The sequence below is a fragment of the Martelella sp. AD-3 genome (genome assembly GCF_001578105.1).
Lineage (GTDB): Bacteria > Pseudomonadota > Alphaproteobacteria > Rhizobiales > Rhizobiaceae > Martelella.
Genome location: NZ_CP014275.1, coordinates 754,586 through 767,559, shown reverse-complemented (window position 1 = coordinate 767,559; position 12,974 = coordinate 754,586). Strand labels below are relative to the sequence as shown.

The window sequence follows — 12,974 nt, the reverse complement described above, 5'->3', positions numbered from 1 at the left end:
GGCGCAACGTCAATCGCCGCGCCCTGTTTCGACGCGGCCGGCCCCATCCATATTTTCCAATCAATCAAATGATCATCAGAAAATTCAACTTTTCGATCGTCGAGGATCAATCATTTGATTCAGCGCAAATCGCTGACACGCATTAGCGGCTAGAAACAGTTCCAGACCGATGAGGCAGGCAACTGCCGACCACACGGAAAGGAAATTCAAAGATCAGGGCGTTTCACGATCTCCTCCTCCTTCAATAGCTGAAACGCTTTGTAAGGCCGTCCCGCAGGCCAATCTCCCTCCTCTCAATTGCGGGAAAAGAACGGATCGCCGCAAACGATCCGTTTCAGTTCCGGTCAAACCGGAAAAGCCCGGCGCGCTGCTCCTCAAGAGTTGTTCGCCGGGCTTTCTGATTCTGGAGACGCGGCAAAAGCCGCGCATGAAAAAACCGGCCGAAGCCGGTTCTCCCAATTCGCTTCCGCACACTGAAATCAGAGCGTACGGGTGATATGTTCGACGCGGAAGGCCTCGATGACGTCGCCGGCGCGGATGTCCTCGTAGTTCTCGAAGGCCATGCCGCATTCCTGCCCGACCGGCACTTCGGACACTTCGTCCTTGAAGCGCTTCAGCGTCTTCAGCTTGCCTTCATGGATAACCACGTTGTCACGGATCAGGCGAACGCCGGCGCCGCGCTCCATCTTGCCTTCGGTGACGCGGCAACCCGCGACCTTGCCGACCTTGGAAATGTTGAACACTTCCAGGATCTCGGCATTGCCGAGGAAGGTCTCGCGACGCTCCGGCGACAGAAGACCCGACATCGCCGCTTTCACGTCATCCACAAGATCGTAGATGATGTTGTAATAGCGGATCTCGATGCCGGCCTGCTCGGCGGCGCGGCGGGCCTGCGCGTTCGCACGCACGTTGAAGCCGATGATCGCCGCGTCAGATGCCTCGGCAAGCGAGATATCCGATTCGGTGATGCCGCCTGCCGCCGCATGCACGACGCGGGCGCGCACTTCGTCGGTCCCGAGCTTTTCGAGCGCGGCGTTGATGGCCTCGACCGAGCCCTGAACGTCGCCCTTGATCAACAGCGGGAATTCCTTGAGGCCGGTATCCTGCAGCTGGCTCATCATCTGCTCGAGCGAACCGCGCGAGCCGGACTGACGGGCCGCCGCCTTGTCGCGGGCAAGACGCTGGCGATACTCGGAGACCTCGCGCGCCTTCGATTCGTTCTCGACGACGGCAAAACGATCACCGGCAGACGGCGTTCCGCCAAGACCGAGGATTTCCACCGGCATGGACGGGCCGGCTTCCTTCACATGCTCGCCGTGATCGTTGATCAGCGCGCGCACGCGGCCCCACTGGTCGCCGGCAACCAGAACCTGGCCCGGCTTCAGCGTGCCCTTCTGCACCAGGACCGTTGCGACGGAACCGCGGCCGCGGTCAAGCTGGGCTTCGATGACGACGCCCTCAGCCGTGCGGTCGGCATTGGCCTTGAGGTCGAGAATTTCCGCCTGCAGCAGGATCGCTTCCAGAAGCTTGTCGAGGTTCTGGCCAGTCTTGGCCGAAACTTCGACTTCCAGGGTCTCGCCGCCCATGGTTTCAACGAACACTTCGTGCTGAAGCAGTTCGGTGCGCACCTTCTGGGCGTCGGCAGCGGGCTTGTCGATCTTGTTGATGGCAACGATGATCGGCACGCCGGCGGCCTTGGCGTGATTGATGGACTCGATCGTCTGCGGCATGACGCTGTCGTCAGCGGCAACCACCAGAATGGCGATATCGGTCACTTCAGCGCCGCGGGCACGCATCGCGGTAAAGGCGGCGTGACCGGGGGTGTCGATGAAGGTGATCTTCTGCCCGTCCTGCTCGACCTGATAGGCGCCGATATGCTGGGTGATGCCGCCGGCCTCGCCGGAAACGACATTGGCATGGCGGATCGCGTCAAGAAGCGAGGTCTTGCCGTGGTCGACGTGGCCCATGATGGTCACGACAGGCGCACGCGGCTCGAGATCGGCCTCGTCATCGCTGACGTCGAAGATACCCTCCTCGACATCCGACTCAGCAACGCGCTTTACCGTATGGCCGAATTCGGTGGCGATCAGCTCGGCGAGATCGGCATCGATCACGTCGCCGGGCTTCATCATCTGCCCTTCCTTCATCAGGTACTTGATGACGTCGACAGCCCGTTCGGACATGCGCTGCGACAATTCCTGAATGGTGATGGTCTCCGGCAGAACGACCTCGCGCAGAACCTTCTCGCGCGGCTCCTGCATCTGGGCGCGGCGCATCTTTTCCTGACGGCGGCGCATCGCCGAAAGCGAACGGCCACGCTGGCTGCCACCCTCGTCGTCGCCGGTAACCGCAGTCACCGTCAGCTTACCGCGGCGACGCTCACCCGTGCCTTTCGGACGGGAAGCGGGCTTTGCAGGCGCTTCAGGGCGGAGAGCCTTGCCGCGGGCGGGCCCGCCGGCATCTTCGCCCTCGCGGCGCGGCTTGCGTCCGCGGCCGGCGTCGCCCTCCTCGTCAGTCTCGGTGCGGGCCTGCGGGCGGTGGCGCGGGGCAGCACGGCTCGGCTTGGCATCGTCGCCCGGAGGCAATTCCGCAGCGGCTGGCGCCTCAGCGGTCGCCGCGGTTTCCGGAGCCTCGGGCTCTTCTTCCTTGACCGGCTGCTTCTTGGCCTCTTCGGCCTCGCGCTTGGCTTTTTCCTCGGCCTCGCGCTTGGCGGCCTCCTCGGCCACGCGGCGCTCTTCCGCTTCGCGCTTGCGGCGTTCGGCCTCTTCGGCCTCGCGCTGCTGCGCCATCACCAGGGCACGGCGGCGGGCATCCATCTCGCCCTGGGAAAGGTCATGCAGCACATTGCCGCGCTGGCGATTCTGGCCGCCATTGCCGCGATCGGGCTGCTGGCCGCCGCGCTGGCGGTTCTGGCCGCCCGGACGCGAAGGCTGGCCCTTCGGCTGGTTCTGGCGCGGCTGCCGGTTGGCATCGTCGGCGCGGCGGGCCGGCTGGCCCTCGGGCTGACGGGCCTGAGCGGAAGCGGGGTTGCGCTGTCCTGCCGCAGGCGCCGATGTTGTCTCTTCGCTCGGCTTGTGCAGCCGGCGTTTGCGTGTTTCCACCACGACCGCCTTGCTGCGACCGCGCCCCATATCCTGGCGCACGGTGCCCTGGCTGACACCCGACGGCTTAAGCTTCAGTGTCTTCTTGCCTGCGTCGTTGGATGTCTTGTCGTCTTTACTGTCCGTCATTCGGTTCCCGTTCCTTGGCGCGGGAACCGCCGTCCTCTTCAGACGGACACAATTCCCGCTTTGAAATTCATGCTCTGGCGCACGGCCAAATTCCGTGACGTCGTCATTTGTTCGTCATCGCGGCTTTTCCTTCAGTTCCGGGAGCGGCCCGGTACCTTTGAAGCATCATCGCGCGCTTCACTACACCTTCTCCGGCCTTTCCCGCAAGCGCCGCGGCATGTTTAAACGCATTCTCATGCAAAAGAGTGTCGATTTCCGCTGCCCCGAAAGGCACAAACGCCGGAATCGGCCCTTCGGCCTCCATCTGGAGCCAGAAGGCCTTGCGGGCCTGGTCAAGCTTGCGCCTGCCATCGGCGGCGGCATCGGCGGCATGAAAGGTGGCAAGGGCCGCGCCGCTTCTCACCGCAAGATCGACCTTGGCCGATCCAGCGACGAACTCGCCCGCCTTGCGGGCCATGTTCATCATACCCGCAAGCTGACGCGCCATCAACATGTCAACAGTTGCGCCGAGATCGGCCGGCGCAACGGCCTTCTGCTTCAGCGCCCGGGCATAAAGCCCCTTGGCCACGGCCTTGTCGACCGCCCAGCGCTCGGCGGTCACCCAGCACCCCCTGCCCGGCAGTTCACGTTTCAGATCGGGAACCACCTGGCCGTCGGGACCGGCGACGAAGCGGATCAGATCATCCGGCCCGCCGGCATTGCGGGTCACGATGCAGGTCCGGTCGTTCATCGCCGCCTCTTCGGCCACTTTGCGGGGCGTGGTCACCGGCCCTTACGCGCTCTTGCCGGCTTCGTCATCGGGTGAAGCCTGCTCTTCGACGACGCCTTCTTCGGCAACGCCGTCTTCCGCCAGGGCGTCCTCGTCCTCGTTCACCTCTTCGGCAACCGCGAGGTCTTCCTCGGTGATCCAGCCAACCGCCAGGCGCGCCTGCACGACCATGTTCTCGGCTTCCACCCGCGACAGATCAAAGCCGGAGAGCGTGCCTTCGAAACGCTTGGTCTGGCCGTTCTGGCGCTCGGTCCATCCGACAAGGTCGTCAGCGGCGCAACCGGCGAAGTCTTCCATCGTCTTGATGTCGTCCTCGCCAAGCGCCACCATCATCGCCAGCGTCATGCCGTCGATCTGGCGCAGGTCGTCGGAAACGCCGAGTTCGCGGCGCTTCTCGTCAAGTTCGGCTTCCTGGCGCTCGAGGAATTCCTTGGCGCGCATCTGGATTTCCTCGGCCGTCTCCTCGTCGAAGCCCTCGATCGAGGAAATCTCGTCGAGCTCGACATAGGCCAGCTCTTCGATTGCCGCGAAACCTTCCGATGCGAGAACCTGTCCGACCATCTCGTCAACGTCCAGCGCATCCATGAACAGCTGCGACCGTTCGTTGAATTCCTTCTGACGGCGTTCGGATTCCTCGTTCTCCGTCATGATGTCGATGTCCCAGCCGGTCAGCTGCGAGGCGAGACGGACATTCTGGCCGCGACGGCCGATCGCCAGCGACAGCTGGTCGTCCGGCACGACGACGTCGATGCGCTCGGCGTCCTCGTCCAGCACCACCTTGGCGACTTCGGCCGGCTGCAGCGCGTTGACGATGAAGGAGGCCGGATCCTCCGACCACGGAATGATATCGATCTTCTCGCCCTGGAGTTCGCCGACGACGGCCTGGACGCGGCTGCCGCGCATGCCGACGCAGGCCCCGACCGGATCGATCGACGAATCCGACGAGATCACGGCGATCTTGGCGCGCGAGCCCGGATCGCGGGCGACCGACTTGATGGTGATGATGCCGTCATAGATTTCCGGCACTTCCATGGTGAAGAGCTTGACCATGAACTGCGGATGGGTGCGCGACAGGAAGATCTGCGGCCCGCGCTGCTCGCGGCGCACATCGTAGACATAGGCGCGGATGCGGTCGCCGTAGCGCGGCACTTCGCGCGGGATCATCTCATCGCGGCGGATAATGGCCTCGCCACGGCCGAGATCGACGATGACATTGCCGTATTCGACGCGCTTGACCGTGCCGTTGACGATCTCGCCGATGCGGTCCTTGTATTCGTCGTACTGGCGGTCGCGCTCCGCCTCGCGCACCTTCTGGACGATCACCTGCTTGGCCGACTGGGCGGCGATGCGGCCGAAATCCATCGGCGGCAGCGGGTCGGCGATGAAATCGCCGAGCTTGGCTTCCGGGTTGCGGTCAAGCGCGAGCGCCAGCGGGATCTGTGTGCTGTAATCCTCGGCTTCCTCGACCACCTCGAGCAGGCGCTGAAGATGAATCTCGCCGGTCTTCGGATTGATGTCGGCGCGGATATTGGTCTCCGATCCGTAACGCGACTTGGCCGCCTTCTGGATGGCGTCGGCCATGGCGGTCAGGACGATCTCGCGATCGATCGATTTTTCACGCGCCACCGCATCGGCGATCTGCAACAGTTCCAGCCGGTTCGCACTTACTGCCATTTTACGGGTCTCCGTCCTTGCAAGCGGAACCGCGCCGGTTCCGTCAATATCCTGAAATCGCATGCCGCCCGTTCCGGGCCATGGCGTCTGTCTTAATTGTCGTCGCCGTCGGCGACATCTTCCTCGTCGTCGTTTTCGTTCGCCGCCTTCTGCTTGGCAAGCTTGTCAGCCCTCAGCGCCTCACGGATCAGTTCGTCGGTCAGCACCAGCTTGGCATCCGAGAGCGCGGTGAAGGGAATGGTCACCTCGGGCGGCTCGCCGTAGGCAACGCCGTCGCGCAGAAGCGTGATGCCGTCGACATCGGCTTCGATGATGCGGCCGCGGAAGCGCTTGCGGTCGTTGACGAGAACCGACGTCTCGCACTTCACGAGGTGGCCCTTCCAGCGGTAGAAATCGGATTTGCGCACCATCGGCCGGTCGATGCCCGGCGAGGACACTTCCAGATGGTAGGCCCGGTCAATCGGGTCTTCCACATCGAGCACCGGCGAAACGGCCTGCGAGACCTCCTCGCAATCCTCCACCGTCATGGTGCCGTCGAAACGCTCGGCCATGATCTGCAGCGTCAGTCCGTTCTGGCCGGAAAGCCTGACGCGCACGAGCTTGAAGCCGATATCTTCCAGAACGGGCTCGATCATGTCGGCGATCTTCTTGTCGATGCCCGTTTCCACGATCAGCCGCTCTTCTCTTGCTTTGTCCGCCATCTGTGTCAAATCTGTCAAAAGTTGCTCCCGGCGGCCGCGACCGCCTCCCGCGCCAAACAAAAAAGAGCGGGTCCGCGAGGCCCCACTCTTCATCTGACGATCAAGAATTTCAGGCATAAATAATCCCTTGCCGCGCAAATTGCAAGTTTTATCGCCATGGTGCCGGACCGGGACCGCTGCAGTGCATATAGGCAAGCGACACCGCAAGGGCCTATAGTGCGCTGCCGGAGACGCCCGGCCGATGCCCGGCATTTGAAACAGAGAACATTGATGCAGCCCGCGCCAGACCCGAAATCACTCTTCGCGCCCTTTTCCCATCCGACCTTCCGCTATATCTGGCTGGCTTCGGTCGCTTCCAATCTCGGCAGCATGATCCAGAATGTCGGCGCGGCGTGGATGATGACGTCGATTTCCGCTTCGGAAAGCATGGTGGCCCTGGTCCAGGCGTCAACGACGCTGCCGGTGATGCTGTTTGCGCTTCTCGCCGGCGCGATCGCCGACGGCTTCGACCGCCGCAGGGTGATTCTCTCGGCCCAGGCATTCATGTTCACGGTTTCCGTGCTCCTGGCGATCGTCGCCATCAGCGGACTGATCACGCCGTGGCTGCTGCTCGCCTTCACGTTCCTGATCGGCTGCGGCAACGCGCTAAACAACCCCTCCTGGCAGGCGTCCGTCGGCGATATGGTGCCGCGTTCGGACCTGCCCGGCGCGGTCACGCTCAACTCCGTCGGCTTCAACATCACCCGCAGCCTCGGCCCGGCCATCGGCGGCACCATCGTGGCCATCGGCGGCGGGGCGGCCGCCTTCACGGTCAACGCCTTTTCCTATCTCGGCCTTCTCACCGTCGTCTACCGATGGAAATTCCGCCGCCCGGAAAGCCCGTTGCCGCGTGAGAAGATGACGACGGCCATCGGCGCGGGCCTGCGCTATGTCGTGATGTCGCCGAACATCCTGAAAGTGTTGCTGCGCGCCTTTATCTTCGGTCTTGCCTCGGTTTCGGTGCTGGCGCTTCTGCCGGTCGTCGCCCGCGACGTGATCGCCGGCGGGCCGCAGACCTTCGGCATCATGCTCGGCGCCTTCGGCATCGGCGCGATCGGCGGCGCCTTTGCCAACGCGCATGCCCGCGCCCGCCTTTCAAACGAGGCGATCGTCGCCGTCTCCTTTCTGATCTTCGCGGCAAGCGCCGTCGCGATCGGCCTGTCGACCTCGCTCGTGCTCGACTGTGTCGCCCTGCTTTTCGCGGGGGCCTGCTGGGTCCTCACGCTTTCGCTGTTCAACACGGTGGTGCAACTCACAACCCCGCGCTGGGTGGTCGGCCGGGCGCTGTCCCTCTACCAGACCGCCTCCTTCGGCGGCATGGCGCTCGGCAGCTGGCTCTGGGGCCAGGTGGCCGAGAACTATTCGATCACGCTTGCCTTCGTCGCCGCCGCCGGCGTGATGGCGCTTGGCGCGGCGATCGGCCTGTTCCTGAAGATGCCCGCGCTTGAAAGCCTCAATCTAGACCCTCTGAACCGCTTCCAGACGCCCGAAACCAAGGTCGACATGCTGGCCCGCAGCGGTCCCATCGTGGTCGAGACCCGCTTTATCATCAGCCCGGACGACACGGAGGAGTTCCTGCGGCTGATGATCGAGCGGCGCCGCATCCGCAAGCGCGACGGCGCGCGCAAATGGGCGCTGATGCGCGATATCGCCGATCCGGAGGTGTGGATCGAGACCTACCACGCGCCGACCTGGGTGGATTACGTGCGCCACAACCAGCGCCGCACCGTCGCCGACGCCGAAAACCTGGACCGCATCCGCGAACTGCATCGCGGCGAGGGAAGGCCGGAGGTTCGCCGCATGATCGAGCGGCAGGCGATCCCGCCGCGCGACGAGGTGTTCAACCGCCCCTACCACATGCATCACCAGCATCACTGACGCGGGACTGACGTCGGGCTTTTGCATCATTTGCTCGAAGCTTACCCGCAAATGTCGGATATTCGCCCGCATCCCGCCAAGGCCGTTTGCGCGGCCGCGCCAAGGGCGAAACGCATTGTGTTGACCGGAATCAACGCGTGGATCGCCCGATATTCGTATCGATAAACCATGGTAGCAGCGACGAACAAAACTGAATTGCTGGCCGTCTTCGACGGGGAACTGGCGCGATTGAGGCAGACACTTGCGTCAGTTGACGAACAGACATCAACCTTGTCGTCTCCGGAAGACACGACCACGATCAAAGGCATCATCGCGCACCGCACCCATTGGATGGGCTTGTTTCACCAATGGTTCGAAGACGGCGTTGCCGGACGGGAGGTATCCGTGCCGGCAAAAGGCTACAAGTGGAACCAGCTCAAGGCCTATAACGCACCGCTTTATCTGAAGGGCAACGATACGCCGTGGGCAGATTTACTCCGTGAGTTTGAAACCGCCTGCAAGAAGCTGCGGTCCTTCATTGCCTCCCGGGAAGATCACGACCTCTACGCGCAAGGCGTTTACGCCTGGACCGGAAAATGGACGCTTGGCCGGTATGCCGAAGCCTCCGGGCCATCGCATTTCCGGTCTGCAAACGCCTACATCCGGAAAACGGTGAGGGCCGCGCGGCAGGTATAATTCTCCGGGCAGGGTCGCCCTCATCCGGCGGCACCTTAGAGAACCCGAAAAGACAATACTCAGCCTATCCGCGATTACCGCAGCAATTCGTTCTTCAACTCAGGCGTCGGCCAGCAGGTCTGGCTCACACGGTTGCGCATCTGCCAGTCGCCGATGGAGCGGCGGGTCTTGTAGCCGACGAGGCCGTCGGCGCCGCCGGTGTCGTAGCCCATGCCCATCAGCTTCTTCTGCATGGCCGCGACATCGGAGCGCAGAAGCGTGCCGGTGCGCTGCCAGGGCTGAACGAAAGCGCCCATGCCGTACTGGATGCGATCGGCGAGGTTGCCGACGAAGAGGGCGTAGAGATCGGAATTGTTGTATTTCTTCAGCACGTAGAAATTCGGCGTGACGATGAATTCCGGCCCGTAACGGCCCTGCGGCACCAGCATCATGCCGGGTCTGCGCAATTCGTCCGCCGGAAAGCTCTTGCCCTGGACGCGGGCGATGCCCTGCTTGACCCAGGCCGAGATCGACCGGGCATTGTCCGGCCCTTCCTGCGCACAGGAGACATTGTCGGGAATGACGGTTTCATAGCCCCAGTCACGGCCGCGCTCCCAACCGTCGCTGGCGAGATGCTTGGCGATGGTCGCAAGCGAATCCGGCACCGAATCCCAGACATCGATGACGCCGTCGCCGTCAAAATCGACCGCATAGTTCTGGAAGTTCGACGGCATCAGCTGCGGCTGGCCGAAAGCGCCGGCCCAGGAGGCCTTGCGCTTGTCGAGTGGAGCCGCGCCGCTCTGGATGATCTGGAGCGCTGCAATGAACTCGCGCTGGAACATCTCCTGGCGCGAGCCGGTCATGAAGGCCTTGGTGCCGAGCACCTGGAGAATGTCGTATTTTTCCTCCGCCGCACCGTAGCCCATCTCCCGGCCCCAGATGGCAAGCACGATCCGCCCCGGCACGCCGTAGCGCGCCTCAATCCGGTCGAGAACGGGCTTGTACTGGTTGTAAAGCTGACGCCCCTTGACGGCGAGATAGTTCAGATTGTTCTCGGAGAAATAAGGCCCCGGCTCGGAGAATTCCGGCTGGGTCTGCGCGCGCTTTTGCGGCGGCATCGTGCCGGGCGGCACGAGATCGGACAGCGACCAGTTGATCGAAAGCCCTTGCGTGACGCGGTCATAGGTATTCGCCGAAACGCCAGAGCGCAGGGCGGCGCTGCGCATGTCGGTCGCCAGCCAGTTCCGGAACTGGCGGTCAACCTGGCCGCGGTCATAGGCGTTGGCCACGCTGGAAACCCCCGCACCCGCCGCAAAGGCAAGCATGAAGGCGGCAAGCGCGCAGACGACGCGGACGGCATTGAGCAGTCGGAACCTGGACATCGGACGTCTCCTTCTCGCGCGTGATTCTGGAGAAAGATGGTTACCGAATGGTAAACGCAAAGGGCCTCACGTCACGCAGATGACCCGCCTGCGATCACAGTCCGGTGAACGGCCGCGAGCCCGTTCGAAGACATCCGCCTTCAAACGCGCCTTACTTGCAAATACGCTGCGCCTCAGCCCTTCCCGGCTTCGACATCGGGACCAAAATCATTGGTCTGCGCCTGTCCGGGCTGGACGTACCAGAAAAGCAGCAGCAGGATGCCGATGCCGGTGAGGACAAGAAGCAGCCACCAGCCACTGTGGTTGACATCATGCAGACGGCGCGCGGCAACCGCAATATTCGGCACCAGAATGGCAAGGCTCCAGATACCGCCAAGAAAGCCCGGCTGCGAACTGCCGAAAAGGGCATAGTCGATGCCGGACAAAATCACGCTGACGATCGCGGTCCCGAGCACCCAGAACCAGAAGGCGCCGCGTGATGATCGCCCGCGAAACAATGCGTAATTGCTGAAACCAAGCCGGAGAGCCTCACCGAAACCCACATTGCGGTGCTCTCTGCCGACATAACCTGTCTCTGTCATTTTGATCCCCTGCTCCTCAGTGTGACCCTTTGAAAGGCAGGATACGCGCTCTTTGCATATTGGCAAGCAACGGCGTTTCAATCTCTGGCACGGAAAGTCACCATTAGCGTCCGCCGGCGCCACACAGCTTCCCAATAGCGCCCTGTTCGGCTACTAATGCCTGGCGGCCTTCGAACCGGTTTTGACGGACGGACCGCTTGTTTTTCAAGATCGCGTTTTCAATGACAGTCTTTCAGTGAGCAGGGATTTTTCAAGCGCATGGATATCGGTTGGATCGAAGCCGCCTTTCTCGGCCTGTTGCAGGGCCTCACGGAATTTCTTCCCATTTCCTCAAGCGCGCATCTGCGCATTGCCGGCGAGTTCCTGCCTTCGGGCGCGGATCCCGGCGCGGCATTTACGGCGATCACCCAGATCGGCACCGAAACGGCGGTTCTCGTCTATTTCTGGTCCGACATCATGCGTATTGCCAGCGCCTGGCTGGCCAAGAACCTGAAGCTCGGCGACTATCCCGGACGCCATTCTACGGCAGACGTGCGCATGGGCTGGCTGATCATCATCGGCTCCGTACCGATCGTCGTTCTCGGCCTGCTTTTCAAGGACCAGATCGAGCATTCGCTGCGCAACCTCTATATCACCGCCACCATGCTGATCGTCTTCGGCCTGATCATGGGCTATGCCGACAAGGTGGGTGCCAAGAAGGTCACGCTCGACAAGCTTTCCTGGCGCGACGGCATTCTTTACGGTTTTGCCCAGGCCATGGCGCTGATTCCCGGAGTCTCGCGCTCGGGCGGCACGATCAGCGCCGGCCTGCTGCTCGGCTATACCCGTGAAGCGGCGGCGCGCTATTCCTTCCTTCTGGCCGTCCCGGCCGTTTTCGGTTCCGGCTTTTACCAGTTGTTCAAGAGCATCGGCGAAGACAATCCGGTCGGCTGGGGCGCGACAGCGCTTGCGACCCTGATTGCCTTCGTCGTCGGCTATGCGGTGATCGTGTTCTTCCTCAAGCTCGTTTCCACCCGCAATTACATGCCTTTCGTCTACTATCGGGTGGTCCTGGGCGGGGTCCTGCTCGTGCTCCTGACCCTTGGCGTGATCAGCCCCGGCGGCGGCGCCTAGAGCGCCGTGCGTCCATTCGGACGCACAAAGGACGCTCTAACCTATTGAATCTACGCATCGTGCTTTCCAAGAATCGATTCCGATTTCCTGAAAGCACGATGCGCTAGCCGGTCACCCATCGTTAATCCTTCGGCGATAGAATAGACCCACTCGAACACGAATGAACGACCGCGCCAAACCTCTTGTCCGCGCCTGAAAACCGGATCGGGGGCATGACCGCGACCCGTTCCATGCGACGAAAGCCAGATGTCTACGCTCTACCATCACCCCATGTCCGCCGCATCGCGTTTCATTCGCCTGGTCATCGGCGAATATGCTTTCGACGTCGACCTGATCGAGGAACGGCCCTGGGAGAAACGCAAGGCCTTTCTCACCGCCAATCCGGCCGGAACGCTGCCGGTCTATGTCGATGACAATATGCGCGCGCTCTGCGGCCCCTTCGTCATCGCCGAATTCATGGACGAGACTCATGGCGTGCTGCAGCGCGAGCGCAGGCTTCTGGCCGAGGAACCCTTCCAGCGTGCCGAGATCCGCCGGCTGACCGAATGGTTCCTGTTGAAGCTTGAACAGGACGTGACCTATCCGCTCTGTCGCGAACGGGTCTACAAGCTGCAGATGGGGAGCGAGCATGGCGGGGGCGCGCCCGATTCGCGCATCCTGCGGGCTGCGCGCGCCAATATCCGCCAGCACATGAAATATCTGGCCTGGCTTGCCGGCAACCGCGGCTGGCTTGCGGGCAAGCGTATGAGCTATGCCGACCTTTCCGCCGGCGGCGCCATTTCGGCCCTCGACTATCTGGGCGAGATCAACTGGGACGAGGCGCCCGCGGCCAAGGAATGGTACCAGCGGCTGAAATCACGGCCCGCCTTCCGCGCGCTGCTGGCCGACCGCGTGCGCGGGGTCGTGCCGGTTTCCCATTACGCCGATCTGGATTTTTGAGCCGCAAGACGCCA

General features: G+C 62.7%; 10 protein-coding genes. 4 read left to right on the top strand and 6 right to left on the bottom strand.

Features of this window, described 5'->3' with window-relative positions:
- Window positions 1–479: 479 nt before the first annotated feature.
- The 4 genes from infB to rimP form a co-directional block, all read right to left on the bottom strand.
- Entirely contained in the window at window positions 480–3,230 is a 2,751-nt protein-coding gene (infB, locus tag AZF01_RS03455) for a translation initiation factor IF-2 (protein WP_024708923.1), read from the bottom strand.
- Window positions 3,231–3,333: 103 nt separating this feature from the next.
- Window positions 3,334–3,996 carry an RNA-binding protein gene (locus AZF01_RS03450; RefSeq protein WP_024708924.1) on the bottom strand — a complete coding sequence of 221 codons (663 nt, stop codon included), beginning with the start codon at window positions 3,994–3,996 and terminating at the stop codon, window positions 3,334–3,336.
- A 6-nt stretch (window positions 3,997–4,002) separates the two neighbouring features.
- Window positions 4,003–5,673, bottom strand: a complete 1,671-nt coding sequence (gene nusA / locus AZF01_RS03445) for a transcription termination factor NusA (RefSeq protein ID WP_024708925.1) — start codon at window positions 5,671–5,673, stop codon at window positions 4,003–4,005.
- Window positions 5,674–5,765: 92 nt separating this feature from the next.
- Window positions 5,766–6,374 (bottom strand): ribosome maturation factor RimP, encoded by a 609-nt coding sequence (gene rimP / locus AZF01_RS03440; RefSeq protein WP_081725822.1) that lies wholly within the window; start codon window positions 6,372–6,374, stop codon window positions 5,766–5,768.
- A gap of 270 nt (window positions 6,375–6,644) precedes the next feature.
- Here rimP and AZF01_RS03435 point away from each other — a divergent pair, with 270 nt between their 5' ends.
- Both AZF01_RS03435 and AZF01_RS03430 read left to right on the top strand, forming a co-directional pair.
- A complete protein-coding gene (locus tag AZF01_RS03435; protein WP_024708927.1) occupies window positions 6,645–8,291 on the top strand; it encodes an MFS transporter in 1,647 nt (548 codons plus the stop codon).
- A gap of 168 nt (window positions 8,292–8,459) precedes the next feature.
- Window positions 8,460–8,966, top strand: coding sequence for a ClbS/DfsB family four-helix bundle protein (locus tag AZF01_RS03430; RefSeq protein ID WP_024708928.1), 507 nt, complete (start codon window positions 8,460–8,462; stop codon window positions 8,964–8,966).
- Window positions 8,967–9,040: 74 nt separating this feature from the next.
- Here the strand turns inward: AZF01_RS03430 and AZF01_RS03425 are convergent, their stop codons facing one another.
- Window positions 9,041–10,327 carry a lytic murein transglycosylase gene (locus tag AZF01_RS03425; protein WP_024708929.1) on the bottom strand — a complete coding sequence of 429 codons (1,287 nt, stop codon included), beginning with the start codon at window positions 10,325–10,327 and terminating at the stop codon, window positions 9,041–9,043.
- A gap of 173 nt (window positions 10,328–10,500) precedes the next feature.
- Window positions 10,501–10,908, bottom strand: a complete 408-nt coding sequence (locus AZF01_RS03420; RefSeq protein WP_051424099.1) for a DUF805 domain-containing protein — start codon at window positions 10,906–10,908, stop codon at window positions 10,501–10,503.
- A 258-nt stretch (window positions 10,909–11,166) separates the two neighbouring features.
- Between AZF01_RS03420 and AZF01_RS03415 the strand changes: the two genes are divergently transcribed.
- Both AZF01_RS03415 and AZF01_RS03410 read left to right on the top strand, forming a co-directional pair.
- Window positions 11,167–12,021: an undecaprenyl-diphosphate phosphatase gene (locus tag AZF01_RS03415; RefSeq protein ID WP_024708931.1), complete on the top strand. Its 855-nt coding sequence runs from the start codon at window positions 11,167–11,169 to the stop codon at window positions 12,019–12,021.
- Window positions 12,022–12,267: 246 nt separating this feature from the next.
- Complete coding sequence (locus AZF01_RS03410) at window positions 12,268–12,960, top strand: glutathione S-transferase family protein (RefSeq protein WP_024708932.1); 693 nt, start codon at window positions 12,268–12,270, stop codon at window positions 12,958–12,960.
- Window positions 12,961–12,974: the final 14 nt, after the last annotated feature.

Coding starts and splice junctions, on each gene's coding strand:
- AZF01_RS03410 (WP_024708932.1), top strand. CDS start 12,268: ATGTCTACGCTCTACCATCACCCCATGTCCGCCGCATCGCGTTTCATT.
- AZF01_RS03425 (WP_024708929.1), bottom strand. CDS start 10,327: ATGTCCAGGTTCCGACTGCTCAATGCCGTCCGCGTCGTCTGCGCGCTT.
- infB (WP_024708923.1), bottom strand. CDS start 3,230: ATGACGGACAGTAAAGACGACAAGACATCCAACGACGCAGGCAAGAAG.
- rimP (WP_081725822.1), bottom strand. CDS start 6,374: ATGGCGGACAAAGCAAGAGAAGAGCGGCTGATCGTGGAAACGGGCATC.
- AZF01_RS03430 (WP_024708928.1), top strand. CDS start 8,460: ATGGTAGCAGCGACGAACAAAACTGAATTGCTGGCCGTCTTCGACGGG.
- AZF01_RS03420 (WP_051424099.1), bottom strand. CDS start 10,908: ATGACAGAGACAGGTTATGTCGGCAGAGAGCACCGCAATGTGGGTTTC.
- AZF01_RS03435 (WP_024708927.1), top strand. CDS start 6,645: ATGCAGCCCGCGCCAGACCCGAAATCACTCTTCGCGCCCTTTTCCCAT.
- AZF01_RS03415 (WP_024708931.1), top strand. CDS start 11,167: ATGGATATCGGTTGGATCGAAGCCGCCTTTCTCGGCCTGTTGCAGGGC.
- nusA (WP_024708925.1), bottom strand. CDS start 5,673: ATGGCAGTAAGTGCGAACCGGCTGGAACTGTTGCAGATCGCCGATGCG.